We start from the raw sequence: 22677 nt of genomic DNA, 5'->3' as shown, positions 1-22677 counted from the left end.
GCAGGGGCGGAGCGGTATTCAGGCTGGCAGGGGTAAGCTGACTTGAGATTTTTCCGGCCGATAATCAGCCAGCTACCGCGCCAACGGCCGGGCAGATGCGCCGCCGGCCAACCATATAGCCGGAATACGGTATTAGGAATCTCACGCCTTGAATTCCTGCTCATGCCTGCCATTTCCACTGCTGCTACTTCTGCTATTCCGTCCCCTACTGCCCGGCCCCGCCGTCACCGTCCTGCTGCCGGACCGGTGCCGGATTTCGACGTGGTGATAATTGGAGCAGGAAGTGCGGGCCTGAGTGCCGCGCTGGTGCTCGGGCGCTGTTTGCGCCGCGTGCTGGTCTGTGATGGGGGTGCCCCGCGCAATGCGCCCTCGCCGGCCGTGCAGGGCTTCCTCACCCGCGACGGTACCAAGCCCGCCCAACTCCTGGAGCTGGGCCTGCGCGAGCTGGAGCGCTACACCAGCGTGGAAGTCCGGACGGAGCGGGTAACGGCCATAACGCGCCAGGGGCGGCACTTCGAGCTGACTGCCGAAGGCGAAACCGGCCGCAGCCGCACATTTACGGCGCGCAAGATTCTGCTGGCCACCGGCGTGGAGGACGAGCTGCCGCCGCTGGATGGCATGCGCGAGTTGTGGGGCACCGGCGTACTGCACTGCCCATACTGCCACGGCTGGGAAGTGCGCGACCAGCCGCTGGCCGTGCATGGGCAGGGCAAAGTCGTAACCGGGTTGGCGCTGTTGGTGAGCCGCTGGAGCCGCGACGTAATTGTCTGCACCGATGGCCCCGGTAACCTCACGGCCAACGCCCGCCGTCGGCTGCGGCTGCAGGGCATCCAGGTGCGGGAAGAACCGATAATGCGGCTGGAAGCCGGCCCCAAGGATAGCGTGCAGGTGGTGTTTGAGGGGGGCGAGGTGCTGGCCCGCCGGGCCCTGTTCCTGCATGCCCATCAGCACCAACGCACTGCGCTGGCCGAGCAGACCGGCTGCCGCCTCACCAGCAAAGGCGCCGTGTGGGTCGATAAAAACAACCAGACCTCGCAGCCGGGCATCTACGGAGCCGGCGACACGACTCCTGGCACGCAACAGGCCATTCTCGCTGCCGCGCAGGGCGCGCAGGCTGCTATCTGCCTCAACGAGCAGCTCACCCGCGAGGAGTGCCCGAAGTAACGGGCGACAGGTCCAAGCAGGGCGGGGCACGGTCTTCTCGCGCTTTCCGCTGCTATACTGCTCTCTCTAGCTTAAGTCAATAGGACTGCCGGCAGCGGCAGCGAGAATGGCCGCCAGTGGGTAAAAGAATAACAGCCGACTGCCACGGAGACGTCTCCGGTGCAGTCGGCTGCAATTGATAAGTGGGTAGATGAACAACCGTATCTGCCGGCGCAGGCCAGGGCCAGGGGGAAGCCAGCAGATACGGTGTGGTAGCGAATACGGAATATAGCAGCGTAAGCGTTGTTTTCAGAGCGCAGAAAGAGCGGTAGCGGGGTAGGGGAAGAACGGTTGCCTAATAGCCTCGCCCAACAATGCGGGGTGAGTCGGGGAAAATAGGCTTGTCGAAGTTGATGACGGGCCGCAGCGGCTCGGGCGTGCTGCTGTCAATGATGCTGGGGAAAGGTGGAACCGGGCGGGCAGGCGTACGGCGGACCCGGCGTGGGGCCATTTGCCAGGCCATTTGATAGACGGAGAGTAGGTGTCGGTCAGAAGTCATCATGATGTGCAACTGAGGTGGAGAAGAAGCGAGCGGCAGAGAACATGACAAAGGTGCCTTTTTGCGCAGGGCCCGACGCTCACATTTGAGACAAAAACGCTCAATCCGGGGACGTCTCAACGGAAGGCCCCGCGGTAACTCCTGCCAGGAGTCGCCGTTGGGCCGATTAATGCTTGTAAATCAGGAAGATAAAGCCGAGAGACAAGCCTAATGCCGTCGGGCCGGCATTAGGGCTGCGGTATGGGTGCGGTGCTGAATTCGCTGGGCGTGAGCTGGTAGAGGTCTTTGAAGCACTGCCCGAAGTAGGCCGGGGTGTTGAAGCCCACGGCATAGGCCGTGTCGGCGACTGAGTGGCCGGCGCGGAGTAGGTCGGCGGCTTTGCGCAGGCGGTACTGCTGGATCAGCTCGCTGGGAGCCAGATGGGTGAGGGCCTGCACTTTGCGCAGCAGCGTCTTGCGGCTCATGGCCAGCTGGTCGGCCAGGCGCTCTACGTTCAGCTCCGGGTCGTCGAGGTGTTTTTCCAGCACCTCATACAGGCTGCGCAGCCAGCCGTTCTGCACCGTTTCGGTGGGCTGCGAGAGTTCGGGCCGGCTCAGCTGCTGGCCATAGAGCGTGCGCAGGCGCTGCTGCCGCACCAGAATGTTGTGGAGCCGCAGCACCAGCTCCTCCAGATGAAACGGCTTGGTCAGGTACTCGTCAGCGCCCTGGCGCAGGCCGGTGAGGCGCTGGCTGTGGGTGCCCTGGGCCGTGAGCAGCACCACGGCCACGTGGTCGGTGGCGGGCGTGTTCTTGATGCGGTAGGTCAGCTCGTAGCCGTCCAGCTCGGGCATCATCACGTCCGACACCACCACGTCGGGCAGCTCCTGCTGAATCAGCTGCCAGCCCTCGGCGCCGTTGGCGGCGGCCAGCACCCGGTACAGGGGGGCCAGCTGCCGGGCCAGGTAGGTGCGCAGTTCCTCGTTGTCCTCAATCAGCACAATCAGCGGCGAGTCGGGGGCGTGGTCGGAAGGCAGGTCGGGGGCCGGGGGCACCGGCATGGGGGCCGGCAGCCAGTCGGGCGCGGTGGTGCCCGGGGTGGCCGGCTCGCTGGGCAGGGCCGGCTGCAGCGGCAGCTCCACCACAAAGGTGGTGCCCGTGGGCGGGGTGGTGGTGCTCTGCACGCTCACCTGCCCGCCCATGAGCGTGGTCAGTTCCCGCACCAGCGCCAAGCCAATGCCCGAGCCGACCGGCAGCTGCGTGGCGCCGGGCGCCGCCTGGTAAAACCGGTCGAAGATGCGCGGCAGGTTGGCGGCCGAAATGCCCACGCCGGTATCGGCCACGGCCAGGCGCATCCGCTCGGGGCCGCCGCTGAGGTGCACCGTTACTTGGCGGCGGGCATCAGGGGCAGCCGGCGAGGCTAGCAGCGGGGGCATAAACTTGAGGGCGTTGGCCAGCAGGTTGTAGGCAATGTGGGCCACTTTTTCAGCATCGTAGAGCCAGGTGCCGGGCAGCTCGGCGGCGTAGGTGAGCGTGATGCCGCGCTGCCGGGCCAGGGCCTGAAAGCCATCCACCAGCTCCCGCAGGTAGTCGCTGAGCAGGCCGGGCTGCAGGGCCACGCGCAGCTGCCCGGCCTCCAGGCGGGCCAGTTCCAGCAGCTGGTTGATGAGGTAGAGCAGCTGGCGGGCGTTGCGCTCCACGGTCAGCAGGTCGGGGCGCAGGCTTTCGGGCAGGTCGGGGAGCTGCAGCAGGCCGGCTACCGGGGCCAGAATCAGGGTGAGCGGCGTGCGAAACTCATGGGTGATGTTGTCGAAGAAGTGGGTTTTGAGCTCGGCCATCATCTTCACCTGAGCCGCCTCGCGCAGTTGCTGCACGTGCTGGGCGGTTTTCTCGATGGTGGCATCCAGGTCCAGAAAATTGATGGGCTTGCACACGAAGTCGAAAGCGCCGCGGTTCATGGCCGTCCGGATGTTGTCCATGTCGCCGTAGGCCGACACGATGACGGCCCGGCTCAGGGGCATCAGCTCGGGCAGGCGGCTGAGCAGGGTCAGGCCGTTGATATCGGGCATATTGATGTCGAGCAGCAGCACGTCGAAGTCGGGCTCGTTCTGCATCAGCGTCAGGGCCTGCTGCCCGCTTTCGGCGAAGCGGAAGTCGTAAGTGCCGTCCTTAATCTTATGCCGAAAACGCTGGCCCAGCAGGTCGGCCACGTCTTCTTCATCATCAACAACCAGGATTTTGGTAGCCATATCTTAGTGCTTGGTGCGTAGTGGTCAGGGCTTAGTTGTCAGTTGTTAGTGCTGGGGTGGTTTGCTTCAGTTAGGCGCTGACAACTGATAACCAGCAACTGACAACCACCACCTAATCCCTAAACCGGTAGCCAGAGTTGAAATTCGGTGCCCTGGCCGGGCTGGGAATCCACGAGAAAACGCCCGCCGTGGCCTTTTACTACAATATCGTGGGAGAGGGAGAGGCCGAGGCCGGTGCCGGTGCCGGCGGGCTTGGTGGTGAAAAAGGGCTGAAATACCTTCTGGCGTACTTCCTCGGGCATGCCGCAGCCGTTGTCGCGCACCCGTATTTCCACCTCCGTTCCCATCCGGCGCGTGCTCACCGTGAGGCTGGGCAGGTAGCCGGCCGGCTGCCGGTGCCGCTGCTCCTGTAGGGCGTAGAGGGCATTGTTGAACAGATTCAGCAGCACCCGGCCGATGTCGGGCGCCACCACGTTGGCTAGGCCCAGGTCGGGTGCCAGGTCGGTGTGCAGGGCGGCGTGGAAGGCCGGGTCTTTGGCGCGCAGGCTGGAGTAGGCCAGGTTGAGGTACTCGGTGGCCAGGTGGTTGAGGTCGGTGAGTTGCCGCTCGCGGGGGCCGGTGTGGGCGTGCTGCAGCATGCTGCGCACGATGCCATCCACGCGCTGGCCGTGGCGCGTGATGCGGGCCAGGTTGCGGCCCAGCGTTTCGAGTGTGCCCTGCACCAGGGCCTGCTGGGCGGCCGGCAACGCCGTAAACATGGCCGGCGGCAGCTCCTGCAGCAGCTCGCAGCTCACCTCCGAGAAGTTGTTGACGAAGTTCATCGGGTTCTGAATCTCGTGGGCAATGCCGGCCGTCAGCTCCCCGAGGCTGGCCATCTTCTCGCTGTGGACCAGCATGGCCTGGGTGGCGCGCAGCTCGTTCAGCGACTGTTCCAGCTGGCTGGTGCGTAAGGAAAGCAGGTCGTTGTTTTCGGTGAGTTGGCGCAGGGTGTTCTGGTTGATCTGGTCGAACACCACCGACACCACCAGCAGAATCAGCATCAGCCCGCCCAGGATGTCGAGGCTCCAGAACAGGCGGTGCTCGGGCGGCACCGTGCTGGGCAGATGGATGCCGCGCCGCTCCAGCTCCCAGAGCCCCACCACGCTCAGCAGCGACACCACAAAGAAGATGATGCCCGCCCGCCTACCCAGCAGAAACGTGGCCGACACCGGGCACAGCACCAGCCAGCTGGTAGTGGCCGCAAAGTAGCCGCCCTGGTAGATGCTGTTCAGAAACACACCCAGGTAGCCCGCCACCAAGTAGATGTAGCCGAACGTGACGTAGGAAAACAGGCCCTGCCGAAACCCGAACGGCAGCACCAGAAAGGCCACCACGTTGAAGATCATAAGGTACATGCCCGGCCAGAACCCGGCCCACCAGCACAGCACCAGAAAGTTGAACGAGAACAGGCTGGTGAGCAGCACCGTGTTGGTGATGATGCGCGCCTGCCGGGTCTGGTCCGGGGTGCCGACGAAGCCCGCCGGCATAAAGTAGGAGGTAATTCGATCCATGAAGAGGCGGCCGGCGGCCCGCACGTGTAGAAGCAGGAAGAACTGGAGGCGGGGAAGATACAGAAAGCCCGTGGGCTGTGCGCTAGGCCTACCCCAGCAGCGTGAAGGCTATCAGGCAGGCCAGCAGCATCACTACGCCCTCGGCCAGGCCGGCCAGCAGGAGCCAGCGGCCACCCCGGCCCACGGCGTGCAGCAGCAGCCACGGCACCGGCAGCATCAGCAGCGCCTCGGCCAGGAAAATATAGTAGGGTACCCCGTGCCAGCTGGGTGCTCCCTGATACTGCCACCAGCCGGCGCTAATGGCCCACTTCTCATACAGCGGAATGAGCACCCCGCTGACGGGCACCAGCAGCAGGCCGGTGCGCCACGGCCCCAGCCGCGGCAGCAGCAGCCAGGCCACAAACCCAATCTGGGTGAGCACCACGGCCCAGCTGAAGGGCATATACACCGGCGACGCCCACAGCATCGGCTCCGGTTGCGGGTACACCAGCGTGTTGGTAGCGTGCACCAGGTAAGCATCGGCGGGTAGCTCAGCCAGGCCGGCCGCCAAAGCAAAGCCCAGCAGCCGGGCCACCACCACGTCGCGGGCCCAGAGGGCGTAGAGGGCGTAGGCGGCCGTGAGCGAGTAGCCCCAGCGGGCCGCCGTGGTCCAGCCCAGGCCCGTGAGGCTGTCGTGGATGAGGGCCAGGATGCCCAGCGTCATCAGGCCCAGCATCACGGGCAGGCGATACTGCGTGGCGCGGGACGGGGCAGGGGCGGGAAGGAGGGTAGAGGTGGTGCTCATTTGAAGCGGCGAAACTGGTGGAACAGGTAGTTGAGGCGGTGCAGCGCCCGGCCCAGCCAGGGCACTTCGTTGGTCCAGGGCAGGCCCTGGGCGAAGCGGCGGCGGTCCAGCCAGCGGAGCACGGCCAGCACGCCGGGCTCGTGCAACTCCCAGATGCGGCAGGTGGGCACCTTGGCGCCGCTGGCGGCAATAATGCCGTTCACGGCCCGTCGGGCGGCCTCGTTGGCACCTTCCATGGTGGCCAAGTCGGTGTTGGTGCGCACGTAGTCGGCAGCCAGAAACAGGTTGGCAATGCCGGTGCTGGCTTCCGGTCGAAGGCTCCACGAGTTGGCGGTGTTCACCAGCAGCGGCTCGTCGTTGTGGCCCGAGCGGGTGGGCACGTCCAGGGCCTGCGCCGGCGCGCTCAGCCGCTCCGGCCGGATGTCGGCATCCACGTAAGCGCGCAGGAGCAGGTCGGGGCCGAGCAGGGGCGGCAGGCCGGGCGTGTTCAGGCTCTGCTCCAGCTGGGCCCACACTTCCTTCACTATTTCATCCAAGGTACAGTCGCAGGCCTGCTTGCGGCCGGTGGTGCCGTCTTCGAGGGGCCAGTCGAGCACGCCCTCAGCAAACCAGTTCGATACGTCCACCGACAGCAGCCCTTTGGCCTGCCCGTCGCCGTAGCCGCTCATCGGGAAGCCGGGCCAGAACTGCGGCTGCGAAATGACGGTAATGGCCCACGGCGAATCGATGCAGATGACGTGCCCTTTGGTGAGCTGCACGTCTTCGCGCAGGTAGAACTGCACGCCGTTCATCCAGTTCAGCGTGTGCAGGTGCGGGTTGCTCAGGTGCTCCACAAAGCCCAGCGTGGGGTCCAGCTTCACCATATCGGGGCTGATGAGCTTGGCCATGCGCTCCAGCGGCACGGCCGCCAGGTAGTAGTCGGCCTGCACGGTGCGGGTCTGGTGCGTCTCCAGGTCCAGCAACGTCGCCCCGCTGATCAGGCGCGTGGCGGGGTCGCAGTGCAGGGCCGTGGTGAGCTGGTTGTGATGATACACCACGCCCTTGCTTTTCAGGTACTGCAGCCACGGGTTCAGCCACACGTCGTTGGTGGGGCCGTTCAGCACCCGGTCGGTGTGGGCGCCGGGGTTGGCCATCAGCAGCAGCAGCTGCAGCAGAATGTCGCCGCCGGTTTTGGTGCTCATAAGCTGGGGCTGGGCCGCTACCAGCGAGTGGGTGAGGCCGCCCACGCAGTACAGCTCGTAGGGGCAGGGCTGGCGGGTGCCGCACTGCTGGTCGGTGCTCATGTACTGCCACCACGCCACCCGCTCGTAGCTCTGCTGGCGCCGCTCGTAGCTGCTGGTCAGCAGCTGCCACACCCGGTCGGCAAACAGCTTTTTGTCCGCATCGGTCAGGCCGGTATCGGCGTGCAGCAGGCCGTCGAGCAGGGCCTGCCAGTCGGCGCGGGTTTTGGGGAAGTTGACGGGGGCCGCCACGGGCGGCTTGCCGGTGCGGGCCATCATCACGCGCTGGGTGGGCACCAGGTTGTCGAACACGCCTTGCCGGTTCTGGCCGTAGGGAATGCGCTTCATGGTGTCGGTGATGTGGCGGTAGAAGCCGGGGAAGAACCGGAAGCCATGCTCGCCGGGCAGCGGTTGGTGGCCGGGCGTGGCGCTGTCGGGCACGTCCACGCTGCGGGCCTTGCCGCCCACGTAGTGCGGCTGCCTCTCGTAAATCTCCACGGCAAAGCCGCGCTCAATCAGCTCGTGCGCGGCACTCATGCCCGCAACGCCTCCTCCCAGAATGACAACCTTTTTCGGCATGGCTTTCCACTGAACGGCAGCGGCCCCGGCAATAGGTGTGGATGGTATAACAGAGCAGGTTAGCCCCGGCCGGGCCTGCGCCCGTGCCGGAATGCTTCCGCTAAAGCTACTAGTTATTATGGGGTATGTTCTATATATGGGCCGGAAGCGGATACGTACAGCATTTGGCCGCCGCTCAACGCCACAGCAGGTTTCGCGTAAGCACAGAAGCTTCATTACCTCACCCTGCCAGCCCCCCGCTTATGGCCGCCAAAAAACCCGCCACTCCGTCCGTTCCCGATCCGAAGAAAGCGCCCGCCAAGCCCAAGGCTCCGGCCAAAACCGCCGCCACGCCCGCCGCCAAGCAAGCCGCCAAGGACGCTGCCGAAGCCCCCAAGCCGGTGAAGCGCCCCACGGCCAAAGACATGAAGCAGCATGCCCAGACGCTGCCCTACCCCGCCAAGCAGGCCGATATGAAGCTGCAGCCCGCCATGGACTTCAGCACCTACCGCGCCGCCGGCAAGCTCCAGGATAAAGTGGCCCTCATCACCGGCTCCGACTCCGGCATCGGGCGGGCCGTGGCCGTGGCCTTTGCCATGGAAGGCGCCCACGTGGCCGTGCTTTTCAACGAAAACGTGGTGGACGCCGAGGAAACCAAGCGCCTCGTGGAGGCCCAGGGCCGCCGCTGCATTCTGCTCCAGAGCGACGTGCGCGACCCGGAGCAGTGCAAGCAGGCCGTGCGCCGCACGCTGGCCGAGCTGGGTGGCCTCAATATTCTGGTGAATAACGCCGCCTTCCAGATGGCGCAGGAGAAGTTCGAGGACATCCCGGAAGAGCAGATCCGCCGCACTTTCGATACCAACATTCTGGGCTACATCTGGATGGCGCAGGCCGCCGTGCCGCACCTCAAAAAGGACGACTGCATCATCAACACCGGCAGCATCGTGGGCCTGACGGGCATCCCGATTCTGATTGATTACGCCTGCACCAAGTCGGCCATTCACGCCCTCACCAAAAGTCTGGCCACCCACCTGGGCGAGCGGGGCATCCGGGTGAACTGCGTAGTGCCCGGCCCCGTCTGGACGCCCAACATCCCCGGCACCATGCCCCGCGCCGAAATCGAGAAGTTCGGCTACGAAGTGGCTTTGGCCCGTCCCGGCCAACCCGAGGAGCTGGCCCCGGCCTACGTGCTGCTAGCCTCCCAGGACGGCTCGTTCATGACCGGCTCGCTGGTACACGTCACGGGCGGCAAAATGAGCAGCGACCAGTAAGCAGCTCAACAGATTGTAATGAGCGTCATGCTGAGCTTGCCGAAGCATCTCGCGTGCTGATGTCGGATTACCAACCCAACGTCAGCACGCGAGATGCTTCGGCAAGCTCAGCATGACGTTCTGTTTTATGGGCTGTTGGCCCTTTCAGCAAATCAGTTTGTAGCCGATGCCGCGCACGTTCAGGATCTGCACTTGCGGGTCGTCGCGGAGGTAGCGGCGCAGGCGGGTTACGAATACGTCGAGGCTGCGGCCGTTGAAGAAGTGGTCCTGCCCCCAGAGCTCTAATAGCACGGTGGAGCGCGCCAGAACCTGGTTGCGGTGGTCGTAGAGGCGCTTGAGCAGCTCGGCTTCGCGGTTAGTCAGCTCGATTTCGGTATCGGTGAGGCGTAGGCGCTGCTGAGTGTAGGCGAAAACGTAGCGCCCAATGTGTAGCGGCTCGGACGCCGCCGTAGCGGTGGACACGGCGGTGCGGTTGAGCAGGGCCTGCATGCGTACGATTAGCTCGTCCATGCTGAAAGGCTTGCGGAGGTAGTCGTTGGCGCCCAGCTCGAAGCCGCGCACCACGTCGGTGGGCTGGGAGAGGGCCGTGAGGAAGATGAGGGGGATGGTGGCGTTTTCCTGACGGATCTGCCGGCCCAGCGCAAACCCATCGAGCTGCGGCATCATAACGTCGGCCACCACAATATCGGGCGTCTGCTGCCGGAACAGGCGCAACCCCTGCGCCCCATCGGCGGCGTGCTGCACCGTAAAGCCGCGCATTTCCAGGCTATCCTTGATGATGAGAGCCAGGGCGGCTTCATCTTCCACTAGCAGAACAGTTGCCATAGATCGGAAGCTTACAATGCGGGCAGCCAGAACGAAAACACGCTGCCGCTGCCCGGCTCACTGCGCAGCTGCAACCGACCGCCGTGCCGCTCTATCACCTGCCGCACGTAGTACAGCCCTAGCCCGAAGCCCTTAACCGGATGAAGGTTACCGGTCGGCACCCGAAAAAACCGGTCGAATACGGCGGGCTGGTAGCTGGCCGGAATGCCGATGCCGTCATCGGCCACGGTGAGGCGCCAGCCGGTGGTTTCGGGCCTGCCCTCAATGGTAATCGTGACCTGCTCGCGGGAGTATTTGATGGCGTTGTCGATGAGGTTGCTGATGACGTTGCGCAGGTGCAGCCGGTCGCAGCGGATGGCCGCCGAATCTACATCTACAGCAAAGCGCACGGCTTTGGTGGTAGTGAGTTGGTGCTGCTGCACCAGCTCGGCTACCAGCTCGGCGGGCCGCACCGTTTCGGGTGCCAGGCGCAGCGGCTGCCGCTCGGCCACGGCCATGTGCAGCACGTGGTCTACGAGGCCCGAAAGGCGCTGGAGCTCCTGCTGCGAAATGGCGAGGTAGGTCTGGGTTTTCTGCGGATCCTGCAATGCCCCAAAGTGCTGCAACGCCTCCACCGCCGCCGACACCGTGGCAATGGGCGTCTTCAGCTCGTGGGTCATGTTGTTGATGAAGTCTTCCCGGATTTCCGACAGCTTTTTCTGCCGCAGAATCGTGGACAGCATCAAGGCAAAGCAAGTCGTGGTGATGCACAACAACCCGAACGAGCCCGCCAGCAACCCACCCATGCGGTGCAGAGCATAGGGCCACGGCGGCTCAAAGCTGGCCCGAATAGCCACGCTCGGCAGCGCCGGCAACACCACCGCCGGGGTTTGCACGGCATAGCCGGCCGGCACAGGCGGTTGGCGCCGGGCGGCGGCTGTGGCTACGGTATCGAAGAGGAAGGCGGCTTCGGCGCCGCGCTGCCGCAGCTCGGCCTGGTAGGCGGTGGCGAGGCGCGCGAGGTTGAGCGTGGGCTGGTGGTCGGCGTTGCGGAGCAGAAACTGCAGAAACGCCTGGGCCACACTATCATCCTGGCGGTACGTGGCCAGGGCCGTAGCCCGCTCTTGGCCGCCGGCCCGCAGCAGCTGCCGCAGCTGGGCGCGGCCCGCCGTATCAAGGTGCGGCGTGGGCAGGGCTACCTGGCCGTAGGGATGGCCGGGAGCCGTAGGCTCAAGCAGCGCCCGCACCTCGGCCAGCTGCTGCCGCTGTACCACTGCCAGCAGCGCTTCGTGCGCCGTGCGCGTAAACTGGGTGGCCGTCAGCTGGTACGTGGTATAGAGCCAGTACGCCTGAAACCCGTTGATGCCCAGCATGCACAAGCTCATCAGCCAGAAGATAATACGCAGGCGGCTTTTCATACGCGGGAGTACTGCTGATAGGCAGCCAATCGAAAGTACAGGGCTAGCCGGGCCCTACCAAGTCGTTAACAATCATTAACACAAAATAACAGTCGTTTACACCCCCTTAGCGGTCCTTTGCTGCCGCAGCAACTTCCTCGGCTGCCCACGCTTGGCGTGGTTTACGGCTGTCTGTATGGGTTCGTATGCGCGTTTGAATAATGTGGTGGGCTGGCTGGTATTTGCCGTGGCCACCGTGGTGTATCTGCTCACCCTGGAGCCCACGGCCTCGTTCTGGGACTGTGGCGAGTTCATTGCCTGCTCCTATAAGCTGTTGGTGCCGCACCCACCTGGCGCCCCGCTGTTTTTGCTACTTGGCCGGCTGTTTTCCCTGCTCAGCTTCGGCGACACCAGCAAAGTGGCGGTGCTTATCAACACGCTGTCGGCGCTGAGCAGCGCGTTTGCAGTGCTGTTTCTGTTCTGGAGCATCACGCTGCTGGCGGCCAAGCTGGTGTTGCCCCGCCCCACGCCAGCAAGCCCCGCGCTGCTGGTACCCACCCGCGGGCAGGCGCTGTTGATGCAGGCGGCGGGCGTGGTAGGGGCGCTGGCCTTTGCCTTCTCCGACTCGTTCTGGTTCAACGCCGAGGAAGCCGAGGTGTACGCCATGTCGGCCCTATGCACGGCGGCGGTGGTGTGGCTGATGCTGAAATGGGAAAACCGCGCCGACGAGCCCGATTCTGATAAGTGGCTGGTGCTCATTGCCTACGTTATCGGCCTGAGCATTGGGGTGCATTTGCTGAACCTGGTGGCTATTCCGGCGCTGGGCTTGCTGTACTACCATCGGCGGCAGCCTGCGCCCACGCTGTGGGGCAGCGTGGTTACGTTGCTGATTAGCAGCGTAATCGTGGGGGTTGTGCTGGTCGGGGTCATTCCGGGGCTGCCGTCGTTGGCGGGGAGCTTCGAGGTGTTTTTTGTGAACTCACTGGGGATGCCCTTCAACTCGGGCGTGGTGGGGTTTGTGGTGCTGCTGCTGGGGCTGCTGGTGCTAGGGTTCCGGGTGTCGCACCGGCAGAACGCCCGGCTGCTGAATACGGCCCTGCTGGGCTTCACCTTCATCCTGATTGGGTACTCCTGCTACCTGATTGTGCCGATTCGCAGTGGCTATCAGCCTACCATCAACCAGAACGGACCGCGCGATGTGCTCAGTTTCGTGAGCTACCTCAAGCGCGAGCAGTACGGCTCCCGGCCCCTGCTCTACGGGCCCCACGTATTTGCCCAGCCCATTGCCCAGGAAGATGCCGGCCCGCGCTACGTGCGCGAGGGCAGCAAGTACGTGGTGGCCGAGCAGCGGCAGGAGCTGATCTACCGCGACGAAGACAAGATGCTGCTGCCCCGCCTGTATTCCGACGGCACTTCCAGCGCCTCCCAACGCGCCGCCGCTTACCGGCAGTGGGTTGATATTCAGGAAGGGGTGAAGCCGACAATGGGCCAGAACCTTGCGTTCCTGCTGCGCTATCAGATGGGCCACATGTTCTGGCGCTATTTCCTCTGGAACTACGTGGGCCGCGAAAGTGACGTGCAGCACGCCGGCGTGCTGTGGCCCACCACCAGCCACGAGGCCCTGCCCGAACGGGTGGCCGACAGCAAAGCCCGCAACAATTTCCTGGCCTTGCCGCTGCTGCTCGGGGTGCTGGGGCTGGTGTATCAGGTGCGCCGCGACCCCCGCAACGCGCTGGTAGTGGGGTTGTTGTTCCTGTTTACCGGTCTGGCTATCATCGTCTACCTCAACCAGCCACCCCTGGAGCCGCGGGAGCGAGACTACACCTTCACGGGGGCCACCTATGCTTTTGCCATCTGGATCGGGCTGGGCGTGCTGGCGCTGGCGGAGGTTCTGAGGTGGGCGCTGAAAGCCGACACCGCCCGGGCCGCCGTGGCCTTGCTGCTGGGCCTGATAGTGCCGGGTATTATGCTGGCTGAAGGCTGGGACGACCACGACCGATCCGACCGGTTTACCTCTGTCGATGCGGCCAAGAACCTGCTGAACTCCTGCGCGCCCAACGCCATCCTGTTCACCAACGGCGACAACGACACCTTTCCGCTCTGGTACGCGCAGGAAGTGGAAGGCATCCGCACCGATGTGCGGGTGGCCGTGCTCAGCTATCTGAACACCGACTGGTACATCCGGCAGATGACGAACCGCGCCTACAAGTCGCAGCCGCTGCCCATTTCCCTGCCCGCCGCCCGGTACCGGCAAGGTACCAACGACTACCTGCCCTACGTGGAAAATCCTAACGTCAGCAGCGTCAATCTTCACGATTTCATCGGTTTAGTGAAGGCCAACAGCGACTTGCTCAAAGTCAGCTACGGCGACGGTAGCCCCACGCTACTCTCGTTTCCGTCGCCCAGGTTTTACCTGCCTGTTGATACCACGGCGGTGAAGCAGCTTGGCATTATTCCGCCCGGCCGCCGCGGGCAGCTGGTGCCGCAGATGGAGTTCAACATCGGCAAGGGCGCCATGGAAAAGCGCAACCTATTCGTGCTCGATATTCTGGCCACCAACCAATGGAAGCGGCCCGTGTACTTCGCTACCAGCGTAGCGCGCACCGAAGACCACCTGGGGCTGGATGCCTACTTCCAGCTGGAAGGCCTGGCCTGGCGCGTGCTGCCGCTGAAGAACCCCAACGACGACCCGCGCGAGGAAGCCGGCTACTTAGCCAAAGATCTGCTCTACCAGAAGCTGATGCAGCAATTCACCTACCGCGGCCTCAACAACCCCGCCGTTTTCCACGACGAAAACAGCCAGATGTTCCCGGCCAACTACCGCGCAAAGTTCGCCCGCCTGGCCAATGCCTACTTGGCCGCCGGCGACACCGCCACCGCCAAAAAGCTGGCCGACAAGTGCCTAGCCGTCATGCCCGACCGCGCCATTCCTTACGACTTCTACACCCCGCAGCTGCTGCCGGCCCTGACGGCAGGCGGGGAGAGTAAGCGAGCCAACCAGCTCTTCGACTTACTGCTTGGCCGGGCCCAGCGCGCCCTCACTTACTACAGCAACCCCGCCTATGCCCTCTTCGACCGGGAACTAAGCCAGCAGCTCGCTACCACGCAGCAGCTCTACCTGGCAGCCCAGCAAATCGGCGACGAGCGGCGCGCCAACCAGGCGTTCCAGCTTCTGCAACCCTACCTACGGCAGTAAGCCCAGCTGCCCCCTCATAAGCTTCGTCCTGACTATCAACCAGCGTATGGCTGATGGATAGTCAGGGCGAAGCTTATGGCATTTTTAGCCCGTAGCAGAGATTTCAAAAAATACCGATAGGCATCATAACTAAATACCCTGCCAGACAGTAATGATGAGTACTGTTGAGATAAAGCGCCGCAGGTGCGCTCCCCAAAGCTTCGTCATTTACTAGCAATAAAACGCTTGAATACCTACCCCGAAGGCACCGTCCGGGCGCTGCTCCAGACCGAGCTGGTGACGCCCGCTACCCGCGCCGCCCTGGAGGCCCGCCTCAACGCCCCCGCCAACTACGCCCCGCAGTTCTTCGACGCGGATACGTACCAGCTGCTGCGTGCCGTGGCCGCCCGCATCTTCCCCCAGCCCGACCGCGAAACGCCCATCGAGCTGGCCCCAGCCGTGGATAAGCGCCTCACCGACGGCACCGCCGACGGCTGGCGCTACGACGCCATGCCGCCCGACCGCGAAGCCTACCGCCTCGGCCTGGGCGGCATCAACCAAGCCGCCGAAGCGCAGTTTCAGCAGCCCTTCATGGCCTTGAGCGCCGAGCAGCAGGACGCGGTTATCGGGCAGTTGGCCGCCGGCAAAGCAGCCGGCGAAAACTGGCAACAGGTACCTCAGGACCGGTTTTTCGAGGAGTTTCTGTCCGAGCTGACCGAGAACTACTACGCCCACCCGCTGGCCCAGGAAGAAATCGGCTACGTGGGTATGGCCGACGTGCCCGGCTGGCCCCACGTCACCCCCAACACCCTCGAACCCCGCGAGCCGGAGGCAGTAGCTGAGTGAAGAGTAACTGAGTAGCGGAATAACTGAGTAATCGTTTAGATTTCAGTGCTATACAATCAGTTTTCCCGCTACCCATTCATCACTTAATCAGCTACTCAACTACTCAGTTACTCTACCACATGCCCGACGAAGAAGTACTCGAAGAAGGCGTGCTGAACCCGGTTCAGCCCGAAATACAGGACCCGCTGCTGAAAAGCATTCTGGCCGATAACGAAGCCACCCCGGCCACCGAGCCCACCGGCGAGGAAGCCCCCAATCCGCTGCCCGACCCCACCGACGAGGTGGATTGCGTGGTGATTGGTACCGGCGCGGGCGGCGCGCCGCTGCTGGCCCGTCTGGCCATGGCCGGCCTGAAGGTGGTGGCCCTGGAAGCCGGCCCCCGCCGCGACCCCAAAACCGAGTACGCCACCGACGAAAAAGCCCAGAACTTCCTGTTCTGGAACGACGAGCGCCTCTCGGCCGGCCAGAACCCAGTGGCCTTCGGCAAAAACAACTCTGGCACCGGCGTGGGCGGCTCCACGCTGCACTACACGGCCTACACGCCCCGCGCCCACCGCGGCGACCTGCAGCTGCACACCGACTTTGGCCAGGGCGTCGACTGGCCCTTCGGCATCGAGGAGCTGGAACCGTACTACGAGGAGATTGAGCACTTTCTGGGGGTTTCCGGCCCCACGCCCTACCCCTGGGATGCCGGCCGCCGCAAGGGCTACCCGCTGGCCCCGCTGCCCCTAAACGGTGCGGCCCTGCTCATGCAGAAAGCCTGCGCCCAGCTGGGCATCGAAACCTCGCCGGCGGCCAACGCGGCCCTGTCGGCGCGCTACTACCAGGAGGGCATTGGCTGGCGCGAGGCCTGCACCAACCGGGGCTTCTGCCAGGCCGGCTGCAACCGTGGCGCCAAGGCCAGCATGGACGTCACCTTCTTGCCCCTGGCCGAAAGCTTCGGGGCTGAAATCCGGGCCGATGCCTACGTGACGGAGATTGAGCGCGACGCCTCCGGCCGCGTGGTGGCCGTGGTGTACGAGCAGCACGGCCGCACCGTGCGCCAGCGCTGCCGCCACTTGTTTTTGTGCGCCGGCGCCGTGGAAACGCCGCGCCTGCTGATGCTCAACGAGCTGGCCCTCAACAGCGGGCAGGTCGGCAAGCACTTCATGGCCCACCCCGGCATGCAGGTCTGGGGCACGTTCGATGAGGACATCCGGCCCTACAAAGGCATTCCCGGCGGCCTGATTTCCGAGGACACCCACCGCCCCAAAGACGCCGACTTTGCCGGCGGCTACCTGCTGCAAAGCATCGGGGTGATGCCCGTGACCTTTGCCACCCAGATGGTGCGCCAGCGTAAGCTCTGGGGCCAGCCCCTGCGCGACTACATGCGCAGCTACAACCACACGGCCGGCATCAACATCCTGGGTGACTGCCTGCCGCACGCTGCCAACTTCATGGAGCTCAGCGACGAGAAGGACGCCCGCGGCCTGCCCAAGCCGCGCCTGCACTTCACGGCCCAGGAAAACGAGCAGCGCATGAACCGCCACGCCGAAAAGCTGATGCGCCAGATCTGGGAAGCCGCCGGCGCCAAGGACATCTGGGCTTTCGAGCGCTACGCCCACGTCATCGGGACGGCGCGCATGGGCCTGAGCGGCGACGATGCGGTGGTCAACCCCGACGGAAAGGCCTTCGATGTGCCCAACCTCTACATCTGCGACAACTCAGTATTCCCTAGTGCCCTGAGCGTCAACCCCGCCCTTACCATCATGGCCCTGAGCCTGCGCACCGCCGACAAGTTTCTGGCGTCGTTGCGGGCATAGCGTAGGCTGAATCAGCACGTCATTCCGAGCTTGCCGAGGAATCTCGCGTGCTGATGTTGCAATACTATTCAGGCGTCAGCACGCGAGATTCCTCGGCAAGCTCGGAATGACGTTCTTCTTAATTATGAGGCACCCTTCTGGCGCATCATTTCAGCTTCAAAAAATGAAGTCTTTCCTCACCCACATCAAAGAAGCCTTCGGCGACGGCCATTACGAGGGCGACCAGTTCGGCGGCGCGGCCGGCCACGACGGCTCCGGCCTGCCTACCGGCGACGCGGGCAACTTCATGTTCGCCACCGGCATCGAGTGCTCGTACCCTACCATCGCCAACGGCACCATTCGGCGCGATTTGCTGGCCGAAACCGACCACTACAACCGCTACAAGGAAGACCTGGGGCTGGTAAAGGAAATGGGCCTGAAGGTGCTGCGCTACAACCTGCCGTACTACCTCGTGCACAAGGCCCCCGGCCAGTTCGACTGGGAGTTTGCCGATGCCGCCATGGCCGAAATCCAGCGCCTGGGCATCACGCCCATCCTAGACCTGATGCACTTTGGCGTGCCCGACTGGGTGGGCAACTTCCAGAATCCTGAGCTGCCAGTGCACTTCGCCGAGTACTGCGGGGCCGTGGCGCGGCGCTACCCCTGGGTGCGCTTCTACACGCCCGTCAATGAGATTTACGTGACGGCCCGCGCCTCCGCCAAAGACGGCATCTGGAACGAGCAACTTAAGGACGACCGCGCCTTCGTGACGGCCATCAAGCACATCACGGCGGCCAGCATCATGGGCACCCAGCAGATTGCCAAGGTGCGGCCCGACTGCATCATCGTGCAAAGCGAGTCGGCCGAGTACATCCACGAGATGCGCGCCGTGCCCACGCCCGAAATCTGCCTGGTCAACAAGCTGCGGTTTCTGTCGCTGGATTTGCTCTACGCCCACCCGCTTGACTCGGAAGTGCTGCTCTACTGCCTCGATAACGGCCTGACCCGCCAGGAGCTCGACTGGTTTATGGCCGGCGAGCCGCCCGGCTACCAGATCATGGGCAACGACTACTACGGCCGCAACGAGAAGATTATCAAGCCCGACGGCCAGATCTGCCAGGCCGAGGACGTGCTGGGCTGGTATACTATGACACGCCAGTACTACGAGCGGTACCGCAAGCCCGTGATGCACACCGAAACGAACACCTTCAACCCCAAAGACGCCGAATGCTGGCTCTGGAAGCAGTGGGTGAACGTGCAGCGCATCCGCCACGACGGCGTGCCGGTGGTGGGATTCACCTGGTACAGCCTGCTCGACCAAGTGGACTGGGACATCAGCCTGGCCGAAAAGCGCCTCACCGTCAACGCCTGCGGCCTCTACGACCTGGACCGCAAAATCCGGCCGGTGGGGGAGAGCTACAAGATGCTCATCCGCGAGTTCGGCCAGATTACCATCATGCCCCACGGCGAGATGTTCGAATTCACCAACCGCCCCGCCACGCTTAAAGTGAAGAAGTAGGTGCGCGCGCCATTGCTGGCCGCGCGCACCGATACCCGCACCTTTCAAAACCCCGGCAGCACCAGATGTTGCCGGGGTTTTTTTGTTGGGCGGTGAGGTATGCTCAATGGGCTTTCTGCTAGATGCTTGCACTTCGCTCAGGCCGCGTTTTCTTCCATAGCGGAATATTGTATTTTCTTCCCGGGATTGTGTAGGTTGACGGCGTTTTCCACCTGTTCGTCACCCTATCTTATTCTCTCCTATGAAGAACCGATTTTCCGGCCGCCACTATCTGCTGGGGCTGGCCGGGCTGTTGGGGCTGCATGCCTGCAGCCCCAAAGCCACGGCCGTTGTGACGGCGCCCGCCCCGGCCGCTGCACCTGCCGCTGCCCCCGCGCCGGCCGCCGCCTTCCAGATTCCGGTGGAGTACTACACGCTGCCCAACGGGCTGAAAGTGGTGCTCTCGCCCGACCATACCGCCCCCACGGCTACCGTGGCAGCCTACTACAACGTGGGCTTCCGCAACGAGCCCCGCGACCGGACCGGCTACGCTCACCTGTTTGAGCACCTGATGTTTCAGGGCTCCCAGAACCTGGGCAAGATGGAGTTCATTCAGCTGATTCAGAAAAACGGCGGCATCCTCAACGGCTCCACCCGCTTCGATTTCACCAACTACTTTGAGGTGGTGCCCAGCCACAAGCTGGAAACTATGCTGTGGGCTGAAGCCGACCGCATGCGCGGGCTGGCCATCACGCAGGCCAACGTGGCCAACCAGCAGGGCGTGGTGAAAAACGAGGTGCGCGTGAACGTGCTGAACGCGCCCTATGGCGGCTTTCCGTGGCTGGATATGCCCCAGAAAGCCAACCAGAACTGGAACAACGCCCACAACTTCTACGGCGACCTGAAAGACCTCGACGCGGCCACCCTGGCCGATGCCCAGCAGTTCTTCAAAACCTACTACGCCCCCGGCAACGCGGCCCTGGCCGTGGTCGGCGACTTCGAGCCGGCCGAAGCCAAAGCCTGGGTGCAGAAGTACTTCGCCAACATTCCCAGCGCCCCGCAGCCGCCCAAGCCCGACATTTCGGAGCCCCGCCAGGAGAAAGAGCAGCGCTTCACCAAAGACGACAAGCTGGCCACCAAGCCCGCCCTGGCCTTCGCCTACCACATGCCCGACCGCAACACGCCGGAGTACTACGCCCTCATCCTGCTCGACCAGATTTTGCTGCAGGGCAAAGACAGCCGCCTCTACCAGGCCCTGGTGCAGAAGCGCGGCTACTCCGACAACGTGAACGGCGGCATCAACTACCTCGGCAACGCCTTCAACTACTCCGGCCCCATGCTCTGGATGGGCGACCTGATCTACGACCAGTCGGTGAAAGCCGACTCGGTGGTAAGTGTGCTCGACCAGGAAATCAACCGCTTGGCCAAGGGCGGCATCGACCAGGCCACGCTGGATCTGGCCGTGGTGAAGCTGCGCTCCAGCCTCTACGACCAGCTTTCGGGTTCCGACAACTTCGGCCGCGCCGATATGCTGGCCTCGTTTGCGCTGTTCGACAACGACCCCGGTCGCATCAACCGGCTGGAGGCCGAGTTCCGTAAGGTGACGCCCGCCCTCATGCAGCGCACCATGCAGGAATACCTGCGGCCCACCAACCGCACCCTGCTGATTGTGAACCCGCTGGCCAAAAGCTAACCCACGAAGACTACGCCATGAAACCACTTCACTTCGGGCTGCTCTGCGTGGCCCTGGCTACCGCCGCCCCGGCTGCCCTGGCCCAAACCAAGCCGAAACCCAAGCCCGCTCCGGCGGCAGCAGTGGCCCCGGCCGCACCCCGCGAAACTCCGCCCGCCGGCGGCACCCCCCGCGACTTTGAGCTGCCGGCCAAAGAGGAATTCACGTTGCCCAACGGCCTCAAGGCGAAACTGGTGCCCTACGGCCAGGTGCCCAAAACCACGATGTTGGTGGCCATCCAGGCCGGCAACGTGCATGAAGCCGCTACCGAAGTCGGCGTGGCCGACCTGCTGAGCAAGCTCATGAGCGAAGGCACTGCTACGCTGACGGGCGCGCAGTTCGCCGACAAAGTGGCCCGGATGGGAGGCTGGCTCAATGTTTCGGTGGGCCAGGACCAGACCCTGATCTACGCTTCATGCCTGAGCGAGTTTGCTCCCGAGTTGGCGGCGCTCCTGGCCGAGGTGGTGCAGCGCCCGGCGCTGCCCGAGAGCGAGCTGGCCCGCATCAAGGCCGATTTCAAGCGCCAGATGAACCTGGCCCGCGCCCAGCCCGGTACTCAGGCCCGCCAGAAGTTCAGCCAGGCCCTCTACGGCAGCCACCCCTACGGCCGCCCCATCCCCACCGATGCCGAAATCGACGCCCTGACGATGGCGCAGGTGAAAGCCTTCTACCAGACCCAGTACGGCGCCCAGCGCACCAGCGTGTACGTAGCCGGTAAGTTCGACAACGGGGCTGTGCGCGAGGCCATTACCCGCGCCTGGGCCACCATGCCCCAGGGCCCGGCCCCGCGCATTGAAATAGCCAAATCCCAGACCCGCCCCGACGTCACGACCCTGGACCGGCCGGGGGCACCGCAGTCCACCATCGTCATCGGCCTGCCCGTCGTGGACCCCTCGCACCCCGATTATATGCGGGTGCGGGTGATGAACTCGCTGCTGGGCGGCTCTTTCGGCTCGCGCATCACGCGCAACATCCGCGAGGATAAGGGCTACACCTACTCGCCCTACAGCTACCTCGAAACCCACTACCGCACCGGCAACTGGAGCCAGAACGCCGACGTGACCACCCAGGAAACCGGCAATTCGCTCAAAGAAATCGTGTATGAGATTGAGCAGCTGCAGAAAACCCCGCCTTCGGCCGAAGAGCTGAAAGGCATCCAGAACTACGAGTCGGGCTTGTTTGTGCTGCGCAACTCCACGCCGGCGGGCATCATCGGCCAGCTCAACACCCTCGACCTGCACGGCCTGCCCGACTCCTACCTGACCGAGCAGGTGAAAAACATCAATGCCGTGACGCCCCAACAGGTCAGCGAAACGGCGCGCAAGTACGTGCGCCCCGAAGCCATGACCATCGTGGTAGTCGGCGACCGGAAAATCATCGACCCGCAGATCAAAAAGTTCCAGGCTTCCCGCAAGAAGCCGCTGTAGCGCCCCCAAGCCTACCCGCAGAACGCCGCGCCGGATTTCCGACGCGGCTTTTTTGTGCGCCTCGCCAGCGGCGAAAGTGGGCCCTGCGCTGGCTAAAAGGAAGCCGGTTTCACGGAAGATGAAGTGTGGTGAGTAGCGGGTTGTCGGGGTGCTGCTCTGGACCTGGAGAGGGCTGGCGAAGAAACAGCGCGGCCTTTCGGCACCGACAGCAACGACCTGCCCATTACCCAGCTCGCCAACAAAATTCGGGTGAGCGTGCACGACGTGTTAGATGTTGAGCTTTCCCGTTTTAAGAAAGCGCTGACCGTACCGCCATATAGCGTCGTGCACTAAAGTGGGAAATAAATGAATAGTAGGAATAGCTTATTGTACTGCTGGAGAGAGGAGAGGGCCTTTTCGCGTCTGAATGAGCGCATAAACAAGGGCTATTTATGGATATTTTACAGGGATATTATTTTTTATATGCAAAATGTCGGCCTTATTCCTGCAACTCCGTATACGCCGCTCGAACCCTGTCTCAATTCGACACGAAATGGTTCGATTCTCTCAAAATTCGTCCCTTTTTTAGAATGAAACCTAAAACTCTTACTCACAATCTCCGGCTGTTTGGCCGTGCCTGGCAGGGGTTACTGCCGCTGCTGGTCCTGTTTATAAGCCTTGGCTCTACCCGCACGGCGCAGGCACAGGCTAACAGCAGCATTACCGGC

At 63.7% G+C, this 22677-nt stretch carries 15 protein-coding genes; 8 read left to right on the top strand and 7 right to left on the bottom strand.

What is annotated here, in order from left to right:
* The first annotated feature begins 162 nt into the window (after positions 1 to 162).
* Positions 163 to 1164: an NAD(P)/FAD-dependent oxidoreductase gene (locus O3303_RS14195; protein ID WP_269559056.1), complete on the top strand. Its 1002-nt coding sequence runs from the start codon at positions 163 to 165 to the stop codon at positions 1162 to 1164.
* A 334-nt stretch (positions 1165 to 1498) separates the two neighbouring features.
* On the opposite strand, the gene O3303_RS14190 is transcribed toward O3303_RS14195, so the two are convergent.
* The 5 genes from O3303_RS14190 to O3303_RS14170 form a co-directional block, all read right to left on the bottom strand.
* Positions 1499 to 1705, bottom strand: coding sequence for a hypothetical protein (locus tag O3303_RS14190; RefSeq protein WP_269559055.1), 207 nt, complete (start codon positions 1703 to 1705; stop codon positions 1499 to 1501).
* Positions 1706 to 1929: 224 nt separating this feature from the next.
* A complete protein-coding gene (locus O3303_RS14185; protein ID WP_269559054.1) occupies positions 1930 to 3927 on the bottom strand; it encodes a response regulator in 1998 nt (665 codons plus the stop codon).
* Between the two features lie 119 nt (positions 3928 to 4046).
* Positions 4047 to 5477, bottom strand: a complete 1431-nt coding sequence (locus O3303_RS14180) for a sensor histidine kinase (RefSeq protein WP_269559053.1) — start codon at positions 5475 to 5477, stop codon at positions 4047 to 4049.
* A gap of 88 nt (positions 5478 to 5565) precedes the next feature.
* A complete protein-coding gene (locus O3303_RS14175; protein WP_269559052.1) occupies positions 5566 to 6261 on the bottom strand; it encodes a DUF6989 domain-containing protein in 696 nt (231 codons plus the stop codon).
* Positions 6258 to 8060: a hydroxysqualene dehydroxylase gene (locus O3303_RS14170; protein WP_269559051.1), complete on the bottom strand. Its 1803-nt coding sequence runs from the start codon at positions 8058 to 8060 to the stop codon at positions 6258 to 6260. The genes O3303_RS14175 and O3303_RS14170 overlap by 4 nt, the downstream gene beginning before the upstream one ends.
* Positions 8061 to 8464: 404 nt before the next feature.
* On the opposite strand from O3303_RS14170, the gene O3303_RS14165 reads away from it, so the two are divergent.
* Positions 8465 to 9310: an SDR family oxidoreductase gene (locus tag O3303_RS14165; RefSeq protein ID WP_269561914.1), complete on the top strand. Its 846-nt coding sequence runs from the start codon at positions 8465 to 8467 to the stop codon at positions 9308 to 9310.
* Between the two features lie 144 nt (positions 9311 to 9454).
* On the opposite strand, the gene O3303_RS14160 is transcribed toward O3303_RS14165, so the two are convergent.
* Entirely contained in the window at positions 9455 to 10135 is a 681-nt protein-coding gene (locus O3303_RS14160; RefSeq protein ID WP_269559050.1) for a response regulator transcription factor, read from the bottom strand.
* A gap of 11 nt (positions 10136 to 10146) precedes the next feature.
* On the bottom strand, positions 10147 to 11532 hold the full coding sequence (locus O3303_RS14155; protein ID WP_269559049.1) for a sensor histidine kinase: 1386 nt from the start codon (positions 11530 to 11532) through the stop codon (positions 10147 to 10149).
* Positions 11533 to 11707: 175 nt separating this feature from the next.
* Between O3303_RS14155 and O3303_RS14150 the strand changes: the two genes are divergently transcribed.
* The 6 genes from O3303_RS14150 (at position 11708) to O3303_RS14125 (ending at position 21970) form a co-directional block, all read left to right on the top strand.
* Positions 11708 to 14707: a glycosyltransferase family 117 protein gene (locus tag O3303_RS14150; protein WP_269559048.1), complete on the top strand. Its 3000-nt coding sequence runs from the start codon at positions 11708 to 11710 to the stop codon at positions 14705 to 14707.
* Between the two features lie 225 nt (positions 14708 to 14932).
* Positions 14933 to 15532 (top strand): gluconate 2-dehydrogenase subunit 3 family protein, encoded by a 600-nt coding sequence (locus tag O3303_RS14145; RefSeq protein ID WP_269559047.1) that lies wholly within the window; start codon positions 14933 to 14935, stop codon positions 15530 to 15532.
* A gap of 119 nt (positions 15533 to 15651) precedes the next feature.
* The gene (locus O3303_RS14140; RefSeq protein ID WP_269559046.1) at positions 15652 to 17334 is read left to right on the top strand and encodes a GMC family oxidoreductase; all 1683 of its coding nucleotides are present in this window, start codon (positions 15652 to 15654) and stop codon (positions 17332 to 17334) included.
* Positions 17335 to 17497: 163 nt separating this feature from the next.
* On the top strand, positions 17498 to 18832 hold the full coding sequence (locus O3303_RS14135) for a family 1 glycosylhydrolase (protein ID WP_269559045.1): 1335 nt from the start codon (positions 17498 to 17500) through the stop codon (positions 18830 to 18832).
* Between the two features lie 241 nt (positions 18833 to 19073).
* Entirely contained in the window at positions 19074 to 20504 is a 1431-nt protein-coding gene (locus tag O3303_RS14130; RefSeq protein WP_269559044.1) for a M16 family metallopeptidase, read from the top strand.
* 17 nt (positions 20505 to 20521) lie between these two features.
* A complete protein-coding gene (locus tag O3303_RS14125) occupies positions 20522 to 21970 on the top strand; it encodes a M16 family metallopeptidase (protein WP_269559043.1) in 1449 nt (482 codons plus the stop codon).
* Positions 21971 to 22677 lie beyond the last annotated feature (707 nt).

It is taken from the genome of Hymenobacter canadensis (assembly GCF_027359925.1).
In the GTDB taxonomy this organism is placed as follows: domain Bacteria; phylum Bacteroidota; class Bacteroidia; order Cytophagales; family Hymenobacteraceae; genus Hymenobacter; species Hymenobacter canadensis.
Note: the sequence above shows the minus strand (reverse complement) of the source record. Positions and strands in the feature narration are given on the sequence as shown.